The organism is Polynucleobacter sp. es-GGE-1, from assembly GCF_018882005.1.
Classification (GTDB): domain Bacteria; phylum Pseudomonadota; class Gammaproteobacteria; order Burkholderiales; family Burkholderiaceae; genus Polynucleobacter.
The window spans coordinates 1-23226 of sequence record NZ_JACVPE010000009.1 but is presented as its reverse complement, the minus strand read 5'-3'; the positions used below and the strand labels follow the sequence as shown (position 1 = coordinate 23226).

General features: G+C 45.0%; 25 protein-coding genes and 1 tRNA gene. 15 read left to right on the top strand and 11 right to left on the bottom strand.

Annotation, left to right across the window (positions count from 1 at the left end; genetic code table 11):
- Positions 1–2: 2 nt before the first annotated feature.
- The 3 genes from ICN35_RS07875 to apaG all read right to left on the bottom strand — a co-directional run bounded on the left by ICN35_RS07875 (position 3) and on the right by apaG (position 2447).
- Positions 3–779 carry an enoyl-CoA hydratase gene (locus tag ICN35_RS07875; RefSeq protein ID WP_215296176.1) on the bottom strand — a complete coding sequence of 259 codons (777 nt, stop codon included), beginning with the start codon at positions 777–779 and terminating at the stop codon, positions 3–5.
- A gap of 25 nt (positions 780–804) precedes the next feature.
- A complete protein-coding gene (locus ICN35_RS07870; protein ID WP_216126210.1) occupies positions 805–1935 on the bottom strand; it encodes a murein transglycosylase A in 1131 nt (376 codons plus the stop codon).
- 137 nt (positions 1936–2072) lie between these two features.
- Positions 2073–2447, bottom strand: a complete 375-nt coding sequence (gene apaG / locus ICN35_RS07865; RefSeq protein ID WP_215296174.1) for a Co2+/Mg2+ efflux protein ApaG — start codon at positions 2445–2447, stop codon at positions 2073–2075.
- Between the two features lie 49 nt (positions 2448–2496).
- Here apaG and rpe point away from each other — a divergent pair, with 49 nt between their 5' ends.
- The 5 genes from rpe to trpC are packed head-to-tail and all read left to right on the top strand — an operon-like array spanning position 2497 to position 7140.
- Positions 2497–3222, top strand: coding sequence for a ribulose-phosphate 3-epimerase (gene rpe / locus ICN35_RS07860; protein WP_216126202.1), 726 nt, complete (start codon positions 2497–2499; stop codon positions 3220–3222).
- Complete coding sequence (gene trpE / locus ICN35_RS07855) at positions 3222–4727, top strand: anthranilate synthase component I (protein ID WP_216126200.1); 1506 nt, start codon at positions 3222–3224, stop codon at positions 4725–4727. The genes rpe and trpE overlap by 1 nt, the downstream gene beginning before the upstream one ends.
- Positions 4711–5277, top strand: coding sequence for an aminodeoxychorismate/anthranilate synthase component II (locus ICN35_RS07850; protein WP_216126198.1), 567 nt, complete (start codon positions 4711–4713; stop codon positions 5275–5277). Before trpE ends, ICN35_RS07850 begins: the two co-directional genes overlap by 17 nt.
- A 23-nt stretch (positions 5278–5300) precedes the next feature.
- Positions 5301–6326 (top strand): anthranilate phosphoribosyltransferase, encoded by a 1026-nt coding sequence (gene trpD, locus ICN35_RS07845; protein ID WP_216126196.1) that lies wholly within the window; start codon positions 5301–5303, stop codon positions 6324–6326.
- A 10-nt stretch (positions 6327–6336) separates the two neighbouring features.
- On the top strand, positions 6337–7140 hold the full coding sequence (gene trpC, locus ICN35_RS07840; RefSeq protein WP_216126194.1) for an indole-3-glycerol phosphate synthase TrpC: 804 nt from the start codon (positions 6337–6339) through the stop codon (positions 7138–7140).
- Positions 7141–7220: 80 nt separating this feature from the next.
- Here trpC and ychF read toward each other — a convergent pair whose 3' ends face one another.
- Positions 7221–8315 carry a redox-regulated ATPase YchF gene (ychF, locus tag ICN35_RS07835; RefSeq protein ID WP_216126192.1) on the bottom strand — a complete coding sequence of 365 codons (1095 nt, stop codon included), beginning with the start codon at positions 8313–8315 and terminating at the stop codon, positions 7221–7223.
- A gap of 40 nt (positions 8316–8355) precedes the next feature.
- Between ychF and ICN35_RS07830 the strand changes: the two genes are divergently transcribed.
- From ICN35_RS07830 to ICN35_RS07815, 4 genes are read left to right on the top strand one after another with little or no spacing between them, the layout of a single operon-like run.
- Positions 8356–9630 carry an FAD-dependent monooxygenase gene (locus ICN35_RS07830; RefSeq protein WP_216126190.1) on the top strand — a complete coding sequence of 425 codons (1275 nt, stop codon included), beginning with the start codon at positions 8356–8358 and terminating at the stop codon, positions 9628–9630.
- A complete protein-coding gene (locus ICN35_RS07825; RefSeq protein ID WP_255535765.1) occupies positions 9623–10351 on the top strand; it encodes a DsbC family protein in 729 nt (242 codons plus the stop codon). Before ICN35_RS07830 ends, ICN35_RS07825 begins: the two co-directional genes overlap by 8 nt.
- Positions 10352–10365: 14 nt before the next feature.
- On the top strand, positions 10366–12159 hold the full coding sequence (locus ICN35_RS07820) for a M61 family metallopeptidase (RefSeq protein ID WP_216126189.1): 1794 nt from the start codon (positions 10366–10368) through the stop codon (positions 12157–12159).
- Complete coding sequence (locus ICN35_RS07815) at positions 12159–12917, top strand: uracil-DNA glycosylase (protein ID WP_216126186.1); 759 nt, start codon at positions 12159–12161, stop codon at positions 12915–12917. Before ICN35_RS07820 ends, ICN35_RS07815 begins: the two co-directional genes overlap by 1 nt.
- A gap of 6 nt (positions 12918–12923) precedes the next feature.
- Here the strand turns inward: ICN35_RS07815 and ICN35_RS11395 are convergent, their stop codons facing one another.
- On the bottom strand, positions 12924–13076 hold the full coding sequence (locus ICN35_RS11395) for a hypothetical protein (RefSeq protein ID WP_255535764.1): 153 nt from the start codon (positions 13074–13076) through the stop codon (positions 12924–12926).
- A gap of 145 nt (positions 13077–13221) precedes the next feature.
- Between ICN35_RS11395 and hemA the strand changes: the two genes are divergently transcribed.
- The 6 genes from hemA (at position 13222) to ICN35_RS07780 (ending at position 19523) form a co-directional block, all read left to right on the top strand.
- On the top strand, positions 13222–14538 hold the full coding sequence (hemA, locus tag ICN35_RS07805; RefSeq protein ID WP_216126175.1) for a glutamyl-tRNA reductase: 1317 nt from the start codon (positions 13222–13224) through the stop codon (positions 14536–14538).
- Entirely contained in the window at positions 14539–15618 is a 1080-nt protein-coding gene (gene prfA / locus ICN35_RS07800) for a peptide chain release factor 1 (RefSeq protein ID WP_216126172.1), read from the top strand. It begins immediately after the preceding gene.
- Between the two features lie 17 nt (positions 15619–15635).
- On the top strand, positions 15636–16487 hold the full coding sequence (prmC, locus tag ICN35_RS07795) for a peptide chain release factor N(5)-glutamine methyltransferase (RefSeq protein ID WP_216126169.1): 852 nt from the start codon (positions 15636–15638) through the stop codon (positions 16485–16487).
- 90 nt (positions 16488–16577) lie between these two features.
- Positions 16578–16886, top strand: a complete 309-nt coding sequence (gene grxD, locus ICN35_RS07790; RefSeq protein WP_215296161.1) for a Grx4 family monothiol glutaredoxin — start codon at positions 16578–16580, stop codon at positions 16884–16886.
- Positions 16887–16900: 14 nt separating this feature from the next.
- Positions 16901–18175: a DNA recombination protein RmuC gene (rmuC, locus tag ICN35_RS07785; protein ID WP_216126166.1), complete on the top strand. Its 1275-nt coding sequence runs from the start codon at positions 16901–16903 to the stop codon at positions 18173–18175.
- The gene (locus tag ICN35_RS07780) at positions 18150–19523 is read left to right on the top strand and encodes an MFS transporter (RefSeq protein WP_370625671.1); all 1374 of its coding nucleotides are present in this window, start codon (positions 18150–18152) and stop codon (positions 19521–19523) included. Before rmuC ends, ICN35_RS07780 begins: the two co-directional genes overlap by 26 nt.
- A gap of 2 nt (positions 19524–19525) precedes the next feature.
- Here the strand turns inward: ICN35_RS07780 and ICN35_RS07775 are convergent, their stop codons facing one another.
- The 6 genes from ICN35_RS07775 to ICN35_RS07750 form a co-directional block, all read right to left on the bottom strand.
- Positions 19526–20422 (bottom strand): glycosyltransferase family 47 protein, encoded by an 897-nt coding sequence (locus ICN35_RS07775; RefSeq protein ID WP_216126160.1) that lies wholly within the window; start codon positions 20420–20422, stop codon positions 19526–19528.
- Positions 20423–20430: 8 nt separating this feature from the next.
- On the bottom strand, positions 20431–21108 hold the full coding sequence (locus tag ICN35_RS07770) for a hypothetical protein (RefSeq protein WP_216126146.1): 678 nt from the start codon (positions 21106–21108) through the stop codon (positions 20431–20433).
- An 80-nt stretch (positions 21109–21188) separates the two neighbouring features.
- Positions 21189–21264 (bottom strand) — tRNA-Thr (locus tag ICN35_RS07765).
- Positions 21265–21281: 17 nt separating this feature from the next.
- Positions 21282–21689 carry a ClpXP protease specificity-enhancing factor gene (locus ICN35_RS07760; protein WP_216126143.1) on the bottom strand — a complete coding sequence of 136 codons (408 nt, stop codon included), beginning with the start codon at positions 21687–21689 and terminating at the stop codon, positions 21282–21284.
- 30 nt (positions 21690–21719) lie between these two features.
- Positions 21720–22331: a glutathione S-transferase N-terminal domain-containing protein gene (locus ICN35_RS07755; RefSeq protein ID WP_028819209.1), complete on the bottom strand. Its 612-nt coding sequence runs from the start codon at positions 22329–22331 to the stop codon at positions 21720–21722.
- Positions 22332–22438: 107 nt separating this feature from the next.
- Complete coding sequence (locus tag ICN35_RS07750; protein ID WP_216126136.1) at positions 22439–23212, bottom strand: cytochrome c1; 774 nt, start codon at positions 23210–23212, stop codon at positions 22439–22441.
- Positions 23213–23226 lie beyond the last annotated feature (14 nt).

Sequence of the window (23226 nt, the reverse complement as noted above, 5' to 3'; positions counted from 1 at the left end):
CGTTAAGAATTCGTAAATTTGGCAGGGCGTTTTTCAATAAATGCTGCCATGCCTTCTTTTTGATCATTCGTTCCGAAGCAAGTATGGAACAAACGGCGTTCAAAATGAATGCCTTGTGACAGTGTAGTTTCGTAAGCAGTATTCACTGCCTCTTTCACCATCATTGTGGTCAATAAAGGCATATCAGCAATGTCTTTAGCAATTGCTTTCACCTCTTTTAATAAATCCGCTTTGGGAAAGACGCGGGATACCAAGCCTGAACGTTCAGCTTCTGCTGCATCCATCATGCGACCTGTCAACGCAAGATCCATCGCCTTCGCTTTAGATATCGCACGTGGCAAACGTTGTGTACCACCAGCGCCTGGGATGATGCCTAATTTAATTTCTGGCTGAGCAAACTTAGCGTTATCGGCCGCCATGATGGTGTCGCACATCATGGCCAGTTCACAACCACCACCTAGTGCATAGCCTGATACCGCAGCAATTACAGGCTTGCGTACTTTTTGCATATGCTCCCAGTTACGCGAAATAAAATTGTGACGATAGACATCTTGCAAGTTACGCTTTGCCATTGATGCAATATCAGCGCCAGCAGCAAAAGCTTTTTCACTACCTGTAACGATGATGCAAGCAATATTGTCATCCGCGTCAAAACTCAATAATGCAGCGCCAAGCTCATCCATTAGTTGATCGTTGAGTGCATTGAGTACCTCAGGACGATTCAAAGTAATGGTGGCAACCTTGCCATCTACCTCAGTCAAAATAGTTTTGTAGCTCATAGTTTTCTTTCTAATGTGACATTCATTAACGCGGCAACAATAACCACATCTTGCCATTTTGTTTCATGCGCCCCGCCATTTCTCCGGCAGCCTCACCCGATCCCCAATAGTAATCAGCTCTGACGCCGCCCACAATTGCCTTGCCAGTATCCTGCGCCATTACCAGCTTTTGCAGGGGCTGGCTACTTAAGGGTTTGGTGGTGGCCAAGAATACAGGCGCGCCTAAAGGCATTGCCTGAAGATCGATCGCAACACTCCGCTCACTCGTTAAAGGTACTCCTAGCGCACCATTGGGGCCCAAATCAGCCTCTACATTGCCTGGCAGCTCTTTGAAAAAGACAAACCGAGGATTAGCGTTGAGCATTTCATTCACACGCTCTGGGTTGCGCTTGGCCCATTGTGAAATTCCCTGCATCGTTGCCTCGCTGCGTGTAATTTCTCTGCGATCAAGTAACCATTGTGCAAAAGATTTAAAGGGTTGGTCATTAGTACCCGCGTAACCTAAACGCAGAACGCGACCATCCTCAAGGCGAATTTTTCCAGAGCCTTGTATTTGCATAAACGCAGCCGCAACAGGATCTTGCACCCATGCAATTTCAGATCCCTTCAGCATTCCTGAACTCATTAACTCTGCTCGCGATGGTCCTGGATTTGGCTTAGATTTTTTCCAAGCATTGGGGTAGGCATAGAGCGGCACGCTGTAAATACCGGTTCTCGTTTGCGAACCATTCATGACTGGCTCGTAATAACCTGTGATCAAGCCTGTCTCACTTCCAGAGCTATTGCGAATTTCATAAGCCTGAAAATAATTTTCAAAATAGCGACGAATCGCTTGGCTATCGCTGCTCGAGACACCGTTAGCTTGACTGCAGACTTGGCGCCAGTTGATTTCGCCACTGCGTCTGCGCAAGGCCTCGCAGCTCTTGAGCCAAGCTGGCCATGCCAGCGCCATATCATCTTCCTGCCAACCCGGTAAGGCTTGCCAAGAGACGGCGCTAAAACTAGCAATGGATGAGCTATAGGTGGATGGTGCAACACCCGACCCACTGGATCGATATCCGGTACTTCGAGTAGGAGGCGTTGAACAAGCAACCAGCAAGCTGGCAAGAACAATAGCGAATACACTTGTCTGGAACAATTTAACTTTAGAAATCATGATTGCCAATTTACTCGATGAATACCCAATGCTACTGTTTGTCCTTGAGGGTGCTATTGCCTTAGGACTTTTATTATTCATCGTCCTTTGGACTGGCAAAGGCAAAAAGTAAGCCTCCAGAAAACAAGGTCCCTTGCTTAGTGGAGGGTGCGGGGCATTACCAGTGCAAATTCTGGGATGGGCGCCTGAAAAAACTGCGCATCCTCGGTTACGCAAAAATACTCGCCCCGCATCGTTCCGGCGGGCGTTGGCAGGGTAGCCCAACTGGTGTACTCAAAATGCTCACCGGAGCGCAATAAAGGTTGCTGACCAACAACCCCAAGACCGCGCACCTCTTGGACGTCGTTGTCCCCGTCTGTAATGAACCAATGGCGGGCAATCAACTGAATACTGGCTGATCCCGTATTGCGGATGATGACCGTATAGGCAAAGGCAAATTGGCGATTATCTGGGTCAGATTGGTCTGGAAGGTACTGGGTCTTAACCGTAATGCTGATTTCATGGGGATTCATGCTCGAATTCTGCTCCATCCCAAGGCCAACTGCAAGCTAGAATCTAGGGATGGAAAGCCAAAAAACACCATCTGATCGTCAATTTCTGATTGCCCCCTCCATTTTGTCGGCTGACTTTGCCTGCCTTGGCAAGGAAGTACAAGATGTTTTAGGAGCTGGAGCTGACTGGATTCACTTTGATGTGATGGACAACCATTATGTGCCTAATCTCACTATTGGCCCCTTAGTATGTGAGGCCATTCGCCCCTATGCAAATAAAAATGGCACGTCTGCGCTTATCGATGTTCACTTAATGATTGAACCGGTTGATCGCATCGTTCCTGATTTTGCAAAAGCTGGCGCCAATTTGATTAGCTTTCATCCAGAGGCAAGCCCTCATGTGAATCGCACATTGAATTTAATTCGTGATCAAGGCTGTCAAGCAGGGCTAGTTTTCAATCCCGCAACACCACTTGATCATTTGGATCACACCTTAGACCTGCTAGATCTTGTACTACTCATGTCAGTCAATCCTGGCTTTGGTGGTCAATCATTTATTCCAAGCACTCTTCAAAAGATTGCTCAAGTGCGTTCCCGTTTAGATCGCTACGAAGCAGAGACAGGTCGTCACATTCGTCTTGAAGTGGATGGCGGGATTAAGGTCGATAACATTGCACAAGTTGCACAAGCAGGTGCAGATACTTTTGTTGCAGGCTCAGCCATTTTTGGTCAAGAGAATTACGCCCAAGTCATTGACGCAATGCGCGCAGAGTTAGGAAAGTCAGGAAAAGCCTAATGCTGCGCGAGGAATTCAATGCCCTAGCAAAGCAGGGTTTCAATCGCATTCCTCTAGTGAAAGAGGTTTTGGCGGATTTAGAAACGCCGCTATCGCTCTACGTCAAGTTGAGCCAAGCTTTTGGCAAAAAAAATACCTACCTTTTGGAATCAGTTTTAGGTGGCGAGCGCTTTGGTCGCTTCTCCTTTATTGGCCTGCCTGCCAGGACTGTTATTCGTACAGTAGGCACCCCATCTAAACCCGTTAACGAAGTGCTTACTGATGGCAAAGTAGTTGAGACCAATACAGATAATCCACTAGATTTTATAGATGCTTATTTCAAAAGATTTAAGGTTGCAGTAGAGGCGGGGCTACCGCGCTTTTGCGGAGGTCTAGCTGGCTACTTTGGGTATGACACAGTTCGCTATATCGAATCACGTCTTGCCAAACATTCACTACCAGATGAGCTGGGTGTTCCTGACATTCAACTCATGCTCACTGAAGAGTTAGCTGTCATTGATAACGTCGCAGGAAAAATTTATCTCATCGTCTATGCTGATCCGAGCTTGACTGATGGCTTTGAAAAAGCCCAGGCTCGCTTGAAAGAATTACTTGCCTGTCTGAGCAGGCAAGTCAGCATGCCACCTTCTTTGGCAAGCAGTAAAACGGATCTGATTCGTAAATTCAAAGTGGTAGATTTCGAAGATGCCGTTCGTAAAACTAAAGAATATATTTTGGCTGGCGATTGTATGCAGGTAGTTATCGGTCAGCGCATTAGTAAACCCTTTACCGATTCACCGCTTGCGCTCTACAGAGCATTGCGCTCATTGAACCCATCGCCCTATATGTATTTCTATGATTTTGGTGACCTACAAATCGTTGGCTCATCCCCAGAAATCCTAGTTCGCCAAGAAAAGCGTGCCGCCGAGAAGATAGTGACGATTCGTCCGCTTGCTGGTACTCGTCCTCGTGGCGCTAATCCTGAAGAAGATGATCGTCTTGCCAAAGAACTCTTAGCTGATCCAAAAGAAATTGCTGAGCATGTGATGCTAATTGATCTTGCTCGCAATGATGTAGGTCGCATCGCCAAAACTGGCTCAGTCAAAGTGACCGACTCAATGTCGATTGAGAAGTATTCTCACGTTCAGCATATTGTGAGCTCGGTAGAGGGCAATCTTTTAGACAATATGAGCAATATGGACGTCTTGCGCGCAACTTTCCCTGCTGGCACCCTTTCCGGAGCACCTAAGATTCGGGCAATGGAAATCATCGATGAAATGGAAATTGTGAAGCGGGGTGTTTATGGTGGCGCAGTAGGCTACCTCTCTTTCTCCGGTGATATGGATGTAGCAATTGCGATTCGTACTGGGGTCATTCGTGATGGGATGCTGCACTCGCAAGCTGGCGCTGGTGTCGTAGCTGACTCAGACCCCACAGCTGAATGGAAAGAAACCGAAGCTAAGGCACGCGCAGTATTAACAGCAGCCGATTTAGTGCAAGGAGGACTCGATGCTCCTAATGATTGATAACTATGATTCATTTACCTACAACCTCGTGCAGTACTTTGCTGAGCTAGGTGAAGAGGTCAAAGTATTTCGAAATGATGAAATTACCGTTGAAGCGATTGCAAAACTCAATCCTGCACGCATTTGCATTTCTCCAGGACCATGCAGCCCAGCAGAAGCTGGTATCTCTGTAGAGACTATCAAGCAATATGCTGGAAAGATTCCTATCTTGGGTGTGTGCTTAGGTCATCAAGCGATTGGTGAAGCTTTTGGGGGCAAGGTAATTCGTGCTCAAAAAGTAATGCACGGCAAGACGGATAGCATTCATCACACTGGCGTTGGTGTATTTAAAAACCTACCAGACCCATTCAAGGTCACTCGCTATCACTCTTTGGCAATTGAAAAAAGCTCTTTGCCAGCATGCTTGGCAGTTACTGCTAGCTCCTCTGATGGAGAGATCATGGCTGTGCGTCACAAAGAATTGGCGGTGGAGGGTGTTCAGTTTCATCCAGAATCGATTCTGTCTGAGCATGGTCATGCCCTGCTGAAGAATTTTCTAGAAAACAAGTAACTCAGCAAACATATAAAAGCGTCATGCCAATTACTCCACAAGAAGCTCTCCAACGTTGCATCGAACATCGCGAACTCTTCCATGATGAAATGACGGCAATGATGCGCCTCATCATGAGTGGCGAAATGTCACCCGAGCTTGTAGCCGGTCTCTTAGTTGCTCTACGTACTAAAAAAGAAACCGTTGGTGAAATCGCAGCCGCCGCACAAGTGATGCGTGAATTTGCTACTGCGGTTCATGTGGATGACCGCTCTCATTTAGTTGATGTCGTGGGTACTGGTGGCGATGGTGCTCATACATTCAATATTTCTACAGCAGCGATGTTTATTGCAGCGGCAGCAGGTGCAAAAATTGCTAAACATGGCAATCGCAGCGTAAGCAGTAAGTCTGGTAGCGCCGACGTATTAGAGGCGCTTGGCGTCAATCTGGCGCTTTCCGCAGAGCAAGTGGCAGCGTGTATCTCTCAAGTTGGCGCTGGTTTCATGTTTGCACCGAATCATCACCCTGCCATGAAAAATGTTGTACCGATTCGCAAGCAATTGGGTGTGCGCACTATTTTTAATATCCTGGGACCATTAACTAATCCAGCAGATGCTAAACGTATTTTGATGGGTGTATTCCATGCAGATCTCGTTGGCATTCAGGCGCGCGTATTAGAGGCACTCGGCATGGAACATGCTTTAGTAGTGTATGGTCGTGATGGCCTTGATGAAATTTCACTTGAAGGCCCTACTCTTGTAGGCGAGCTTAAAGACGGGCTTGTGCGTGAATATGAAATTCATCCAAAAGACTTTGGATTAAATACCGCTCTCACTAGTAGTTTCAAGGTTGCTAATGCTGAAGAATCCAAGAACATTGTGCTTGATGTCATCGACAATAAGCCTGGTGCAGCAAGTGATATTGTCTGCCTTAATGCAGGCGCCACACTGTATGTAGCTGGCGTTGCCCCTGATATTGCCAGCGGTATTGCAAAAGCTAAAGCTGCCATTACATCAGGCGCTGCCCGGCAAAAATTAGATGCCTTCGTTGCAGCAACTCAATCTAAATAAATCACGGTTCATGAGCGATATTCTCGAAAAAATTGTTGCAACTAAAAAGATAGAGATTGCACAAAACTTAATACAACTCTCGCTCGCAAATCAACGCGATCAAGCGCAGGCAAACAATCAAGATCCAGCGTTAAAGCCTAGAGGCTTTATACGTTCCATTGAGCAGAAAATCGCAATAGGTAAAGCTGGTGTGATCACTGAAATCAAGAAAGCGAGTCCAAGCAAGGGTATTTTGCGTGAGAACTTTATTCCAGCCGACATTGCTCAGTCCTATGAAAAACATGGTGCAGCCTGCTTATCCGTCTTAACGGATGTCGATTACTTTCAAGGCTGTAATGACTATCTTCAGCAAGCGCGTGATGCTTGCAGCATTCCAGTATTGCGGAAAGATTTCACGATTGATCCCTACCAAATTTATGAAGCGCGGGCGATTGGTGCGGATGCTATTTTGCTGATTGTGGCCTGTCTTGAATTAAACCAAATGAAAGAGCTTGAAGCTTGTGCTCATGAATTAGGTCTTGATGTCTTAGTAGAGGTGCATAACGCTGCTGAACTTGATCAAGCGCTAGAACTCAAGACCCCATTGCTAGGAATCAATAATCGCAACCTTAAAACATTTGAAGTAACACTACAAACTACTCTCTCGCTCCTACCTTCTGTTTCAAGCAAAAAAATATTAGTCACTGAATCGGGAATACTGAGTCGCGCAGATGTTCAACTCATGCGTGCCAATCATATAAATGCATTCTTAGTTGGCGAAGCATTTATGCGCTCACCCGATCCTGGCGCCGCCCTCAGCGAACTATTTTCCTAAGCTGCTTTTGAATTTCATTGTTAAAAAGCCCTTCAAGAAGGGCTTTTTATTTAGGGCTCAAACGAGTAATGAATCAAGATTTATACATTGAACAAGAAGTTCAAGACATCGCCATCTTTTACAACATACTCTTTCCCTTCAGCGCGCATCTTGCCAGCCTCTTTAGCGCCTGACTCACCCTTAAATTGAATGAAGTCATCATAAGCAATAGTTTGCGCCCGAATGAAACCACGCTCAAAATCGGTATGGATCACACCAGCGGCTTGTGGAGCAGTATCGCCTTGGTGAATAGTCCAAGCGCGTACTTCTTTAACACCTGCAGTGAAATAAGTATGTAAGCCTAACAAGGCATAACCTGCACGAATAACGCGATCTAAGCCCGGCTCTTCCATCCCTAAATCAGCCAAGAACTCCGTTTTATCTGCATCATCTAAATCGGCAATTTCAGCCTCAATCGCTGCGCATACAGCCACAACCGGGGCTTTTTCTTTAGAAGCATGTTGCTTGACAGCCTCAAGATGAAGATTATTTTCAAAGCCATCTTCTTTTACGTTGGCTACATACATCGCAGGCTTTGCGGTAATCAAGCACAGGGGCTTAATGAGGAGTTTTTCGTCATCAGATAAATTCATACTGCGCACCGGTAAAGCAGAGTCTAGATGCACTTGAACTTTTGTTAGGACTGCCACCAAAGCAGCAGCCTCTTTATCGTTACCTGACTTTGCAGCTTTAGTAGAACGATTGAGTGTCTTTTCCACTGTCGCTAAATCAGAGAGTGCTAGCTCGGTATCAATGACACCAATATCAGCAATCGGATCAATCTTGCCTGCGACGTGGATCACGTTAGGATCTTCAAAACAGCGCACCACATGGGTAATAGCGTCAGTTTCCCGAATATTGGCCAAAAATTGATTGCCAAGACCTTCGCCTTTTGAGGCACCCGCCACTAATCCTGCAATATCAACAAACTCCACTGCGGCAGGCAGAATGCGCTCAGGTTTCACGATCTCAGCCAAAGCAGCCAGACGGGGGTCAGGAACCTCAACTACGCCTACATTAGGCTCAATCGTGCAGAAAGGATAGTTTTCCGCTGCGATCCCAGCCTTGGTAAGCGCATTAAAGAGGGTAGATTTGCCGACATTAGGCAGGCCGACGATGCCACATTTTAAAGACATGGCTTTATTGTAAAGGGGCTGGTTTCGATATCATCGAGTTATGTCAGAAGCTCACTCAAATCATTTATCTAAGATGCCTTCCCATTCGCCACAAATTCGCTCTGTTGATGTTGTTGTGGTCGGTGGAGGCATTACTGGCAAGGCTTGTGCCCTTGGCATGGCTCAACTTGGGCTTCAGACCCTAGAAATTGCCCCTGATTTAGGGCAAACCGTCCCTAACCCTCAAGGAAGTCAATGGGGCCAACGAATTTATGCCTTTTCACCGAGCACCCAAAAGCTCCTGGCCCATTTACAGATTTGGGATGCACTAGACCATAGTCGCCTTCAAGTGGTCCGCGATATGCGGATATACGGTGATCGCGGCGAGAAAAATGATCAGCTTCATCTTTCTGCATTTGAAGCTGGTACACCACAACTCGCATGGATTGGTGAATCGAATTTGATCGAGCACACACTAGATCAAGCATCGCGTTTTCAAAATAAATTAGAGCGGGTTTCAGATACTGTAGAAAAAATTGAAGTTGATGCAGAAGGAAGTTCACTATATTTAAAAAATAGCGGCATTATTCGCGCATCGCTCGTGATCGCTGCTGATGGCGCAAACTCACCGATTCGATCTGAGATTAGTATCAGTGCTAGCGAAGAAAGTTATTTACAAAGTGCTGTTGTAGCCAATTGGACTTGTACTTATCCTCACCTAGAAACTGCTTTTCAGTGGTTCCTACCAGGGGGTGATATTGTTGCCATGCTCCCCTTGCCCAATAAACAAGTATCTATGGTGTGGTCTACTTCACCGGAGCTGGCTGCAGAACTCTTGCAACTGAGTCAATCCCAGTGGTTAGATCGTTTCGCATCCATTGCAAATGGTGCGATTACCAAACAATTGGGCGAGCTCACCCTTAACTCCGCTCCTGCCGCGTATCCACTAAGAAAGATTCGGGCTACGCGCTTTATTGGCCCAGAGACAAATCCAAAAGTGGTATTGATTGGCGATGCGGCTCATGTTATGCACCCACTAGCAGGCCAAGGCCTCAACTTGGGATTGAGAGATGTAGCCGTTCTACTCAATATCTTTAGCAAACGGGAATCTTTTCGCTCACTAAGCGATCTGAACTTATTACGTCGCTATGAACGTCAGCGACAAGGCGACACTAGCGCACTTTTATGGGTTACCGATAAGTTGAAAAAATTGTTCTCTGGTAGCAGCAGCACTGAAAAGCAGTTACGTAATTGGGGGCTAGGCTTGGTGAATAAAAGTCACTTCATTAAACAGCGCCTCATTGAGCGCGCATTAGGAGAAATTGATTTTGAATAAATTTTTATCGGTAGCTTTATCCATGCTTGCATTCATGTGCACCAGCATGATTTTTTCTGGATCAGCTCAAGCCCAAGTTGATCAGCAAATCAAGGCAGATATCCAGAAAAAACTAGGTGCAAATGTTAAGGTACGCAACGTTACGCCTGCCCCAGTACCTGGGCTATATGAGGTGCTGGTGGGCAATGATATTTTCTACACTGACAGCTCAGGAAAATACCTGATCCAAGGTGAAATCATTGAGCTCGCTACTGGTAAAAACATTACGGAGCAAAGACAGACTGACTTAAACCGAATTAAATGGACTGATCTGAATCAAGCCAATGCCTTCAAGGTAGTACGGGGCAATGGCACTCGCCAATTAGCTATTTTTTCAGATCCAAATTGTGGCTATTGCAAGCGCCTCGAGAAATCGTTGCAGCAATTAGACAATGTCACTATTTATACCTATCTCATTCCGATTCTTTCGGCAGACTCCGCACAAAAATCTAAGCAGATATGGTGCTCAGCCGATCCTAATAAAGCTTATATTGATTGGATGGTCAATGGTATTGCGCCTACCGGGAAAACGGACTGTAGTAATCCACTAGATAAAAATCTGACCTTTGCCAAAATCTATGGTGTCACCGGCACCCCTACGCTCTTCTTTACCGATGGCAGCCGCTTCCCAGGCGCAGTTCAGATTGCCGATATTGAAAAGAAATTTGCGTCTCTGAAATAACGAATTAAAGAATAATGAATAAAACCGATCTGCCCGCAATTCAATACACTGTCTGGCCTGCAGACCCTCATGGCCATCGTTTTCAAGTAAAGCTTCATATTGCTCACCCTGATCCCAAAGGTCAAATTCTGCAAATGCCTGCATGGATACCGGGCAGCTATTTGATTCGGGACTTTTCAAAACATATTGAAACCATCGAGGCGTTTAGCGCAGAATCCACTAAGCAAAAAATCACTCTGGAGCGTATTGATAACAATCAATGGCTTTTACCAACAGCGATTGGTGCCGTAGATATCCTGACAACAGTTTATGCTTTCGATAACTCTGTTCGAGCAGCTTACCTTGATACAGAGCGTGCATTCTTCAACGCAACCAGTCTCTGCCTGACAGTCAAAGGGCAAGAAAATATTCCCTGCTCTTTAGCAATCTTGTCGCCTGAAGGTGGATTTGCTGATCACTGGACTGTGCAAACCACTTTGCGATCTGCAAAAACTGATGAGCGTGGTTTTGGGTTTTATCTTGCCCAAAACTATGATGATCTGATTGATCACCCAGTGGCTATGGGCGAGTTTCAGATGGTGCACTGGAAATCAAACAATACGTCTCATAGTATGGCGATTCAAGGATGCATACATCCAATTGATGCAGTACGCCTAGCAACTGACTTGCAAGCAATTTGCTCTTTTACTATCAATCTTTTCGAGCCCAAAACAAAAAAGGCGCCATTCACTAACTACTTATTTTTAGTCAATGCTGTCTTAAATGCTTATGGTGGTCTTGAGCATCGTAATAGCACTGCACTATTGTGTCGTCGAGATCAAATCCCGCAGAAGAATATTCCCTTAGATGAAGCAAGCTATCGTGAATTCTTAGGCTTATGTAGTCATGAGTATTTCCATGCATGGTTAGTAAAGCGTATTCAGCCGAAGGCTTTCCAACCCTACGCACTAGGAGATAGAAATCACACTCGCCTTCTTTGGTTATTTGAAGGCTTTACTAGCTACTATGATGATCTGCAACTATTCCGTAGCAAACGCATTGATCTAAGCACGTATTTGAAGCTGGTTTCTGATAATTGGAACGGCGTCTTACGTGGGCCAGGCAGATTAAAGCAAAGCTTGGCTGATAGCTCATTTGATGCTTGGACCAAGTACTACCAAGCAGATGAGAACACTCCTAACGCAGTTGTGAGCTATTACGGTAAAGGGGCCTTGCTAGCCCTAGGCTTGGATTTACAAATTCGCAGATTCTCGAAAAACAAAAAATCTTTAGACAATCTCATGCGACTCATTTGGCAAAGACACGGCGTCACGCTGGATGGTATCTCTGAAGATGGTTTAGATGAATTGATATACGAGCTACTAGGAAGTAACTTTAGAAAAAAATGGAGCGATATCAAGTCTCGCTATGTTTTTGGCGTCGAAGATATTCCAATTCAAATATGGATTACTTCAAAGATCATTTCAGTCAAACCAAAAACCCAGTCTAAGCTTGAGAAAATAAAGTTGCAGCTAGGTATACGCCACACTGATGTCAATGGCTGGTTTAAAGTCACTCATGTGTTTGATGGTGGTGCAGCACAAGCAGCAGGCTTAGCAGCAGGTGACTTACTAGCAAGCATCAATGGTCAACGTATCACGAATACACGCTGGGATAAGGTACTCCAGGGTCTTTCAGAAAACGAGACCATCAGCATATCGTTTTATCGCGACGATCTTGAACATGAACGTATCTTGGTTCTAGAACCTACTCAGCTCCCGGCACAATATGAGCTGATTTCGGCGAATACTAGCTCCAAACAAAACTAATGTCCTCTTTTTCTAAAGATGATATCCCGCAGGATTGGCGTAAATTATTGGGTGACTATTTCGCTTCACCGGCTTGGAGTAATTTAGAAAAAAATATTCAAGCAGTCTTAGATGCTGATTTTGCAAGTGTCTGCCCTGAGCCACAGAATTTTTTTAAAGCGCTCAAGTTAACCCCATTAAATTCAGTAAAGGTCGTGATTATTGGACAAGATCCCTATCACTCACCCGGGCTTGCTCAAGGGCTTGCATTTTCGATTCCCGAGAGCATTCCAATAAATTCTCGTGCGTTTCCGAGTTCGCTGCGCAATATCAGCAAGGCACTAACACTTGAGGGCTTTGGTAGCCTGCCCAATGGTGACTTACACGCTTGGAGCAAGCAAGGAGTACTGCTGCTCAACACGGCACTCAGCGTTAAATTAGGTAAAGCCGGTAGTCATACTAAGCTCGGATGGCAAAATCTAATTGATCGCTTAATTTCATCGCTTGCTCTAGAAAAGCCATGCTTAGTCTGGATGCTTTGGGGAGGGCATGCTCAATCTAAGTTACCCCTCATTGAAGCAGGAAAAGATCAGTTGATTTTGCAATCCTCACATCCTTCAGGGCTAGGAGTCTATAAAACCGATAAGCCGTTTTTAGATCCGGGTGGCGCTGGTAGTTGTAATCACTTCACCAAAACCAATGAATGGCTACTAGCAAATAAGCTTGCTCCTATTGAATGGATTCATAGCTCTGCGAAAGCCCCAAGAAAAGGGGAGTAAGTCGATCTATTTAGCGAAAGCGGTATAGATGCACCCGATGGTGCAAGAGGACAAGATAGCCACAAGCCACTCTAGCATTTGGCCGGATTGAAAAAAACCGGTGTATTGACCCAAGTAAGAGCTTGCTGCCGCTGCAATAAAGCCCATCAATGCAGCCATGAGGAAGCCTAAAGTGTTTGGACCTCTAGATCGACCAGGGTAAAAAATCCAGGAAGAAGCCCCAGATAAACCCCCAATTAGCAGAAAAGCCAAAAACCCCATTCTTACCCCCAATAATGACGTCATCAAATCTATAATCACCATTATGAAGTTGTTGACACTCGGCATCAATCATCACACAGCGCCGGTCGCCATTCGGGAAAAGGTCGCCTTTGATCCTGAATTTCTTCAAGAAGCGTTGCACGATCTTCGCCAACATTTGCTTGGGGCGAATCAATCCGGCCTGCCCGAGGCCACCATCCTATCAACTTGCAACCGCACCGAGGTCTATTGCGCCGCCAATGATCCTCATGCCGCCGATATTCTTCACGAAGCGACGTTTGATTGGCTAGCCAAAACTCAGCAGCTTGCCCCAAGCAGTCTTGAACCGCATATCTACTCTCTTCCCCAATCCGATGCCGTGCGTCATGCCTTTAGAGTAGCCTGTGGTTTAGATTCGATGGTGATTGGTGAAACCCAAATTTTGGGTCAGATGAAAGATGCTGTCCGTACTGCAAATGATGCTGGTGTTTTGGGCACTTACCTCAATCAGTTATTTCAAAAAACGTTTGCTGTTGCCAAGGAAGTTCGCGGCTCTACTGAAATTGGCGCGCACTCGATTTCTATGGCTGCTGCATCAGTGCGACTTTCAGAGCGGATCTTTGAAAAAATATCCAATCAAAAAGTTTTATTCATTGGCGCTGGTGAAATGATCACATTATGCGCAACTCACTTTGTTGCTCGTAAACCAAAAAATGTAGCCATTGCCAATCGCACTATCGAACGTGGGCAAGAATTAGCAGACTCGATTGCTGAACAAAATATCCAGACTGAATCCTTCAAGCTTTCTGAACTTCCTAGCCGCTTACATGAATTCGATATTATTGTTTCAAGCACCGCCTCATCTCTACCTATCATTGGTCTGGGGATGGTAGAAAGCGCTCTCAAGCAGCGCCGCCAAAAGCCTATGGTGATGATTGATTTAGCAGTGCCGCGTGACTTTGAGCCAGAAATTTCTAGACTGGGTGATGTGTATCTTTATACAGTTGATGACTTAGGCGTCATGATTCAAACAGGAGCAAGTTTGCGCCAAGCGGCTGTGAGCCAAGCAGAGGCGATCATTGAAGATCGTGTTGGCAACTTTATGCATTGGATGCAAGGTCGTAATGCTGTTCCTTTAATTCAAGATATTCAGCAGCAAGGCGAGCGTTTAAGGCAACTTGAGTTAGAGCGTGCCATGAAACGCTTAATGCGTGGTGATGATCCACAAGAAGTCCTTAATGCAATGGCACAAGGTCTTACCAATAAATTCTTGCATGGCTCACTCCATGCTTTGCAGCACTCAAACGGCGCTGAGCGTGATGCTTTGATTAAATTGTTACCAAAACTATTCGCCTCACATTCCAAACCAGAAGACCATTAGATGAAGCCCAGCATGCGGGCTAAGCTAGATCATCTAGACACGCGCTTAGCCGAACTCAACTCCCTTTTAACGTCCGAAGAAGCTACCAAAAATATGGATGCTTATCGGAAGCTCACGCGTGAGCATTCGGATATTGCAACTGTCGTTGAGCAATTCGGCTTGTACAAACAGGCTGAGGCTGACGCGCAAGCTGCAGAAGAGATGCGCAAAGATCCCGACATGAAGGACTTTGCAGACGAAGAGCAGAAACAAGCTCAGTCAACCATGGAAGAGCTTGAGGCAGTACTACAAAAACTCTTGTTACCCAAAGACGAAAACGATGAGCGCAATGTGTTCTTAGAGATTCGTGCAGGCACTGGCGGCGATGAAAGTGCTCTGTTTGCTGGCGATCTTTTGCGGATGTATACCCGCTTTGCAGAACGTCAAGGCTGGAAAGTGGAAGTAGTCAGTGCAGCTGAATCCGATTTAGGGGGTTATAAAGAGGTTGTCCTGCGCTTGGTAGGTCAATCTGTATACTCGCGCCTGAAATTTGAATCGGGCGGTCATCGCGTACAACGCGTACCCCAAACAGAAACCCAAGGACGTATTCATACATCAGCTTGCACGGTTGCAGTCATGCCAGAAGCTGATGAACTAGAGGCCGTCAAAATTAATCCTGCCGAATTGCGTATCGATACCTTCCGCGCCTCTGGTGCTGGTGGTCAGCACATTAACAAGACGGACTCTGCCGTTCGCATTACCCATCTCCCAACAGGTACCGTAGTGGAATGTCAGGACGATCGCAGCCAACACCGCAACCGTGAGCAGGCAATGAAAGTATTGGTTTCACGCATTATGGATGCACGCGAGCGTGAGAAGCATCAGCTTGAAGCACAAACTAGGAAATCCTTGATTGGCTCAGGCGATCGTAGTGACCGCATTCGGACTTACAACTTTCCGCAAGGTCGAATTACCGATCACCGCATTAATCTCACGCTCTACAAAATTGATGCCATGATGGACGGCGATATTAATGATCTTTGCAATGCCCTTGCATCTGAGCATCAAGCAGAATTACTTGCCGCCCTTGGTGACAATTAAGCGATAGCAACACTTTCATGGGTCAAGATTTCAGTCTGCGCTCTTTGTTGGGTGCTTCGCCTCTTCCCCTAAATGAAGCGCGCATTCTGATGGCAAATGTGCTGGATAGGTACTACCAACTTCCGCGCTCTTCCCTGCTATCACGTGATGATATGGAGCTGAATGCCAATGCCCTTGAGGACTGGAAAGCACTTGAATTGAGGCGGCTACAGGGTGAACCTATTGCCTACCTCATCGGTAAACGAGGCTTCCACAATATTGAACTACAGGTTGCATCAGGGGTACTGATACCACGACCAGAAACTGAGCTACTGGTAGACATTGGACTTCGTGAGATTGGGCGAATTGAAAATGAGGTTTCCACCCCTAAGTTACTTGATCTGGGAACGGGTTCTGGCGCGATTGCATTAGCAATTGCTCATGCAGCTCCAGATGCCATCGTTACTGCAACTGATCAGTCTCCTGAGGCCCTCGCAATTGCTAGAGCCAATGCAAAGCACTTAGATCTTGAATCTAGGGTGCAATTTAGCCAAGGGAGCTGGTATGAAGCCTTGGGAGATAACACCTTGTTTGACGTCATCTTGAGCAACCCTCCCTATATCGCCAACGAGGATCCCCATCTCACTCAAGGCGATCTGCGTTTTGAACCCATTTCTGCATTAACCGACCATGCCAATGGACTCACCTGCCTTCAAGCAATCATTCATGGGGCTTCAAACCACTTAAATCCCATGGGTCTGATTGCCGTGGAGCATGGGTTTGATCAGTCAGAGGCGGTAGTCAGCCTGATAAAAGATGCAGGATTGCGCGATATTCAAACCCATCAAGATTTGGCTGGTCATAACCGGGCAGTATCAGCCCGAAAATGAGACCTTAAATCACCCTTTTTTGCATTAAGTCTTAAAATCAAACCCATAGCAGGGTTCAAACTATCGTTATCGTTTTTATAGAAAGAATTTATGGATACTCAAGCTCAAATCAAAGAAATCGTTACTAGCCATCCCGTTGTTTTGTTTATGAAGGGTACTGCTCAATTTCCGCAGTGCGGCTTCTCTGGTAATGCCATCAATATTCTTCGTGCCAGTGGCGTTGAAACACTTCATACTGTCAATGTATTGGAAGATGCCGGGATTCGCGAAGGCATTAAGCAATTTGCCAATTGGCCAACAATCCCTCAGCTCTATATCAATGGTGAATTCATTGGCGGCTCAGACATCATGTCAGAAATGTTCGAGTCTGGTGAACTTCAAAAATTAGTTAAAGCTTAAATTCGTTTTTCCTGGTGACTTTTGATCTAAGTTCCCTTCTGCTATTTGGCCTGCCACTCGGATTGTGCGTAGGCCTTTTGGTTTATGTACTAAATTTACGCTCTAGTCTTACTAGGGCTGAACTTCAAGCCAAAACAGAAATTGCTTTAGCTCTCAGCCTCAGAGATGAACGAGATCAAGCATTACAAAACGCCATTCGGCTTGAAGCAGAACTTGATTCGGAACGCAAACAAGGGCTTGGACGAATTGAGTCGCTCAATGAAGCTAAAGAAGCACTCACTAGCCAATTTAAAAACTTGGCTAGTGAAATTCTGGAAGACAAATCCAAACGTTTCACAGAACAAAACGCAGCTAGCCTTGATGCTCTTTTAAAACCATTGCAAGCCAAGCTCACGGAATTCAAAGAGCAAGTTAATACCTCCTATGGGAATGAAGCCCGTGAACGCTTTGCACTCAAAAGTGAAATTGAGCGCCTAGCAAATCTCAATTTACGTATGTCAGATGAGACTCGCTCTTTGACTCAAGCCCTAAAGGGTGACTCCAAAGTTCAAGGCAACTGGGGTGAACTAGTGCTTGAATCCATTCTTGAATCATCAGGTCTTCGTAAAGGCGAGGAATATGTAGTTCAAGATAGCCATACACAAAGTGATGGCTCACGCCTTCAACCTGATGTAGTAATTAAACTTCCCGAAGGTAGGAGTTTGGTAGTTGATAGCAAAGTATCGATTACCGCCTATGCTAGACATGCTGAAACCACTGATGCAGCTACTGCAGAACGTGAACTAGCGGCCCATATCCAATCATTACGTCAGCATATACAGGGGCTCTCTGGAAAGAATTACAGCTCACTCTATGGGGCAGGATCAGTAGATTTTGTGCTGATGTTTGTTCCAATTGAACCTGCGTTTTTATTAGCCCTTAAAACTGCTCCAAATTTATATCAGGAGGCGCTTGCTAAAAATATTGTGTTGGTATGTCCAAGCACTTTGATGGCTACTCTGCGAACAGTGGCCCATCTCTGGAGACAGGATCATCAAAACCGCAATGCTCTAGAGATTGCAAAACAATGCGGCAGTCTCTACGATAAGTTTGTTGGATTTGTGGATGATCTTGAAAAACTTGGTCAGCGCTTGGATCAAGCTCAGACTAGCTATCATGATGCCTTTAATAAACTGAAATCTGGTAAAGGCAATCTGATTCGCTCTGCTGAAAAGGTGCGTGAACTAGGCGTGAAACCCAGCAAGAATCTATCCGCCCCTCTAATTGAGTCTTCTTCTGACTCTGAATAAATTGAATAGCCATAAAAGGATAGATGGCCTAGGAGGCGCACAGAATTATAGAAAAGTAGCTATTGCTGCTTGTTTTGGGACTTTTCTAGAGTGGTACGACTTTCTCACCTTCGCAACTCTAGCGGTTATTCTTGGGCCTTTATTTTTTCCGACGAATGACCCCAATACGGGCCTTTTAGCCAGTCTTGTAACTTTTGGGGTTGGGATGGTAGTGAGGCCTATTGGATCAGCCTTATTTGGATCCTTAGGAGATCGTATAGGCCGTAAACCGGTCTTCATGATTACTATTGTCTTAATGGGCTTAGCTACTGTGAGCGTTGGCTTTTTGCCAACTTATGCACAAATTGGCATTTGGGCGCCGATTCTTTTGGTTGGTCTGCGCCTAATGCAGGGCCTATCTGCTGGGGGTGAGATTGGCGGCAGTGCAGTCTATCTTACCGAACATGCTGGAAACGAACATAGAGGATTTAAAACTAGCTTCTTGCAACTAATGGGGCCGCTAGGAATTCTGGTATCAACCTTGCAAATTACCTTACTACAGCAATGGCTTTCACCAGAAGAATTTCAGGCATGGGGTTGGCGGGTACCGTTTTGGATTTCGATATTTCTGCTGCTTATTGCATTCAAGGCTCGGATGGTACTCGAAGAAACTCCCGTATTTTTAGAGCTCAGTAAAAATATTAAAAAAAATGAATCTCAGTTAATCAATAATTTCAAAGATCCAGAAATACGTAAGAGAATGTTTCTACTATTTTTTTGCATCTCCTCTAGCGGAGCAATTCTATTCTTTTGTGTTCAGGTTTACACAGCGATCTTTTTGAAAACATCTGTAAGACTAAGTCCAGCATTAGTTGATCAATTCAGCATCTTCGCTACTATCGTACTTTTTCCTCTCACAATCTTTGCTGGGTGGCTATCGGATCGAGTTGGTCGAAAACCGGTTGTATTGGGGGGAATTATTCTTGGTGCCATTTTTATACATCCTGCATTTCAACTCCTTCGATACTTTGGGACACTCCATGTTGAATCTTCCACCAACAGCTCGTTCGCAGGAATGGGGGTCATAATAACGATTCTTTCCCTATCTCTTGGTCTAGTGATAGGGCCCCAGACAGCACTTTTAGCAGAACTTTTCCCAGCAAAAAATCGTAACAGTGCAGCAACACTTCCCCACAATCTGGCTGCCGGTTGGATCGGAGGCTTACTGCCGCTCATTGTGACTTGGCTAAATCAAGCCTGGGGAAATAGCCTGGCGGGGCTTTGGTATCCAACCCTTTTTCTTGGGGCAGCGGCAATCGCCACCTTCCTTTATTTGCCAGAAACCAAGAGAATCAATCTATCTATATAGATTTACAAATCATCAATACAGTCGGCAATCTTTTTCTGCATACCAATTTTGAAGTTTAACCACCATTCAATACAACGCTGTTGGAGTTCGAGTATTTCATTAGGATTAGATATCAATTTCTCCTTCATTTCTATTAAGAATTGAGGTAACTCGGACCAAGATTCCAGAAGTGGAAATGGAACGGATCCATGCGACGCTAAGGCAGCCTTGGAAACTAAAAAATCATGTGGAAGTGAAATTGGGATACAACCAAGCTCTAATGCATCGTATAGGCGAATTGTCTCGGGATTATTGCCTGATGGACATGGGGCGAAAATACTATCTTCCATGATGGCTGAATATAGTCCAACGTTGTATCCTCCAGCAAATCCATTGGATGGCATGACATATAAATTCTCACCACAAGCAGCTGCGGGGCCAGCAAAACTAGCACGCTCATTATTATAAGAAGCCGAGTTATTGATCCAACCAAGAAAGGCAGATAGGGACTGACGTTGCGAAGATTTCTTTAAAACACTTTTATCTCTTGGACCAACACCCGTCCTAAATCCATTGGGTGCCCATAAAACTTTTTTTCCAAACTCTGAATCATTAATGATGCTCGGAAAATAATAATTACGAATCACGAGATCACATTCGGCGTAGGCAGATATATCCTTGTCCAGCTTCTCACCTCCCATATGATATAGAACCACTCTATTGCCTAATGATTTAATGTGGCGAATAAGATCAACATTTATTTGGTTTAGCTCTAAATAAATAACAGGCTCATTTCCCAATTGCGCAGGGTTTACACCAAAACTATAAGGCGACCCGCCAAAAAGTTCATTCTGAACAAACCAAGTTTCTAGAGCTGCATTCAAAGAATCCGGGGAGCTGATAACTTGTATTTTTCTCATAGAAAAAACTAGCCCTGGTGATATTGAATTATTGAATCTGCATTTGAGTAGTAATTACTAATCTCATCAAAAAATGGGGGTGGATCAGAATAATCATGCCAAATTTTTATCGGGCCAAAAAAGCTCCGATGCCAATTTGGACGAAAATTCCAGTTCAAGGGGAGGATAAAAGGATTCAAGCCAGTTTGTTCTACTGCTAGAGCAAAAGATCCTTGATCATTCGCAGGCATTGTATAAATACCCCGCTCATCCACGCCGAGAATTGAAGAATCGATAGTTGTCGCCAATTCTTTCCAACTATCAAAGACTATTTTTGCAGTCTTAGTAAAAAAAATCACGCCAGTGTTGTACTCAATTTCATCGCCAATAAAAATTTTTGGATATCTTTTACCCCATGGCGCTTCACAGATTGATAACGCCAAACCAAACTGCGTTGCCTTCTGAAATCCAAAATCCAAATTTCCTAAAACTACTGTATCCAAATCGAGAAACAAGGTTTCATCAAATGGTGATAAATCAAGCATTGCAGCCTTTTGATTGAGGCTGCTTGGATCGCCACTTGGCGCTTCAACTTTTATGATCTCATGTGGCAGATCTGGGTGAAACTTCTTCACCGAGGTTTTTAAACGCTCGATTGGAAGCTTAGATTCATCACCCCAATAAATAGAAAGAATTCCGCGGGTCATGTTGCCCTCTTATTAAATACGAATTAATGAACAAATCATGCCATGAAAAATGCCTCACATCGTGAGGCATTTAAGAATTTTGGTGCCCCTTGTCCGACTCGAACAGACCACCTACTGATTACAAATCAGTTGCTCTACCAGATGAGCTAAAGGGGCAATGAGGATATTTTAGCCTATTTCACAATCTTCAAGGAAGGCCTGGTGGTTTTGGGCTTTTCAAGAGCCCCATCGATTGCGTCTGTTATATATAAATCTCGCATTTGGGATGGGTCAAACGGAAAAGACATTCCTTGGCCGTTTTCTTTGGCATAAATTGCTAAAACATGACTGACGGGCACCATAATCTTTTTTGGGATCCCCCCAAACCTTGCCTGAAAACTAATCCAATCATTCTCCATCTGAAGCTGGTGGCATGCTTCAATAGAAAGATTTAAAACGATTTCATCGTTCTTCACAAACTCCATTGGCACTTCGACTCTAGCATCTACGAAAACAGCTATGAAGGGCGTAAAACCAAAATCCGTGCACCACTGGTGTAGAGCACGGATTAGGTAGGGTTTATTGCTTGGAACGTCAGACATACCGACTTGTAAAAAATCGCCGTAAATTGCTTAGCGACGCATTACCTTCTCTGAGGGAGTTAATGCCTCGATGTAAGCGGGTCTGCTAAAAATACGCTCTGCGTATTTCAAGAGAGCAGCTGCATTACGAGAAAGATCAATGCCGTAGTGCTCAAGACGCCACAATAATGGTGCAATGGCTACATCTAACATAGAAAACTCATCGCCCAACATGTACTTATTCTTGACAAAAATAGGTGCCAACTGAGTTAGACGATCACGAATAGCTAAACGCGCTTTTTCATGGGTCTTTTCTGCCGCCTTACCTTTTTCATTTTCAAGGGCTGCCACATGCACAAATAACTCCTTCTCAAAATTAAAGAGGAAGAGGCGTGCACGTGCGCGTGCCACCGGATCAGGCGGCATCAATTGTGGGTGCGGGAAGCGCTCATCAATATACTCATTGATGATGTTAGATTCATAAAGAATTAAATCGCGCTCAACCAAGATTGGTACTTGGCCATAAGGGTTCATCACGGAGATATCTTCTGGTTTATTAAACAAGTCGACATCGCGGATTTCAAAATCCATGCCTTTTTCAAAAAGCACCAAACGGCAGCGTTGCGAGAATGGGCAATTAGTACCCGAGTACAACACCATCATAAATTTATTTCCTCAAATTTCTACTTCAATACAACAAACGCACAACAAGCTGCGGCTTTAAATTAATTTTATTCATGAAGTCCAATAGAGGACTTCATACTTTCAAATTAGTGAACATCTTTCCAGTAGGCTTTATTCAAACGCCAAGCCAAGAGTGTGAAGATAGCCAAGAACAAGAGAACTACCACGCCAAGACGCTTACGCTCTAACTGCACTGGCTCAGCCATCCAAGACATAAACGCAACCAAATCAGCAATATTGTCGTCATACTCTTGTGACTTCATCGTACCGGGAGTGAGTTGCTCAAAGCCAACGAATACTTTTTCCATTCTGCTCTCGTCATGAGGATCTTTACGCTCCTCAAACTTGGCAGCACGCTCCCCCTGTAACTGCCAGAGCACATGTGGCATTCCTACGTTTGGATACACCATATTATTCCAACCGGTTTGAGTGGTGTCATCTTTATAGAAAGTGCGGAAGTAGGTGTACAGCCAATCAGTACCACGCGCACGAGCCTCAACAGAGAGGTCCGGCGGTGTCTTGCCGAAGTACGCCTTACCTTCTTTAGGCGTCATTGCAATGGTCATCAAATCGCCAACCTTAGCATCCGTCAAAATCAAATTGTCTTTAATTTGTTGATCGGTCAGACCAATATCGCGCAGGCGGTTGTAACGCATACTTGCAGCTGCATGACAGTTCAAGCAATAATTCACAAATATCTTCGCACCATTTTGTAATGAGGCGTTATTGCTGACCCGGTTAGGAGCGGTATCCAATGGGAAACCGCCTTCATTTGCATTGGCGTTAAGACTAAAGCCAAGGGCGGTAACCAATACTGTTACTTGGCAGATGCCCATCAAAGTTTGCAGAATTCGTTTCATACTAGTTCCTAATT

Bases quoted from the DNA above. Each gene is read 5' to 3' on its own strand.
- ICN35_RS07875 (WP_215296176.1), bottom strand. From the start codon at position 779: ATGAGCTACAAAACTATTTTGACTGAGGTAGATGGCAAGGTTGCCACC.
- ICN35_RS07870 (WP_216126210.1), bottom strand. From the start codon at position 1,935: ATGATTTCTAAAGTTAAATTGTTCCAGACAAGTGTATTCGCTATTGTT.
- apaG (WP_215296174.1), bottom strand. From the start codon at position 2,447: ATGAATCCCCATGAAATCAGCATTACGGTTAAGACCCAGTACCTTCCA.
- rpe (WP_216126202.1), top strand. From the start codon at position 2,497: ATGGAAAGCCAAAAAACACCATCTGATCGTCAATTTCTGATTGCCCCC.
- trpE (WP_216126200.1), top strand. From the start codon at position 3,222: ATGCTGCGCGAGGAATTCAATGCCCTAGCAAAGCAGGGTTTCAATCGC.
- ICN35_RS07850 (WP_216126198.1), top strand. From the start codon at position 4,711: ATGCTCCTAATGATTGATAACTATGATTCATTTACCTACAACCTCGTG.
- trpD (WP_216126196.1), top strand. From the start codon at position 5,301: ATGCCAATTACTCCACAAGAAGCTCTCCAACGTTGCATCGAACATCGC.
- trpC (WP_216126194.1), top strand. From the start codon at position 6,337: ATGAGCGATATTCTCGAAAAAATTGTTGCAACTAAAAAGATAGAGATT.
- ychF (WP_216126192.1), bottom strand. From the start codon at position 8,315: ATGTCTTTAAAATGTGGCATCGTCGGCCTGCCTAATGTCGGCAAATCT.
- ICN35_RS07830 (WP_216126190.1), top strand. From the start codon at position 8,356: ATGTCAGAAGCTCACTCAAATCATTTATCTAAGATGCCTTCCCATTCG.
- ICN35_RS07820 (WP_216126189.1), top strand. From the start codon at position 10,366: ATGAATAAAACCGATCTGCCCGCAATTCAATACACTGTCTGGCCTGCA.
- ICN35_RS07815 (WP_216126186.1), top strand. From the start codon at position 12,159: ATGTCCTCTTTTTCTAAAGATGATATCCCGCAGGATTGGCGTAAATTA.
- ICN35_RS11395 (WP_255535764.1), bottom strand. From the start codon at position 13,076: ATGGCTGCATTGATGGGCTTTATTGCAGCGGCAGCAAGCTCTTACTTG.
- hemA (WP_216126175.1), top strand. From the start codon at position 13,222: ATGAAGTTGTTGACACTCGGCATCAATCATCACACAGCGCCGGTCGCC.
- prfA (WP_216126172.1), top strand. From the start codon at position 14,539: ATGAAGCCCAGCATGCGGGCTAAGCTAGATCATCTAGACACGCGCTTA.
- prmC (WP_216126169.1), top strand. From the start codon at position 15,636: ATGGGTCAAGATTTCAGTCTGCGCTCTTTGTTGGGTGCTTCGCCTCTT.
- grxD (WP_215296161.1), top strand. From the start codon at position 16,578: ATGGATACTCAAGCTCAAATCAAAGAAATCGTTACTAGCCATCCCGTT.
- ICN35_RS07775 (WP_216126160.1), bottom strand. From the start codon at position 20,422: ATGAGAAAAATACAAGTTATCAGCTCCCCGGATTCTTTGAATGCAGCT.
- ICN35_RS07770 (WP_216126146.1), bottom strand. From the start codon at position 21,108: ATGACCCGCGGAATTCTTTCTATTTATTGGGGTGATGAATCTAAGCTT.
- ICN35_RS07760 (WP_216126143.1), bottom strand. From the start codon at position 21,689: ATGTCTGACGTTCCAAGCAATAAACCCTACCTAATCCGTGCTCTACAC.
- ICN35_RS07755 (WP_028819209.1), bottom strand. From the start codon at position 22,331: ATGATGGTGTTGTACTCGGGTACTAATTGCCCATTCTCGCAACGCTGC.
- ICN35_RS07750 (WP_216126136.1), bottom strand. From the start codon at position 23,212: ATGAAACGAATTCTGCAAACTTTGATGGGCATCTGCCAAGTAACAGTA.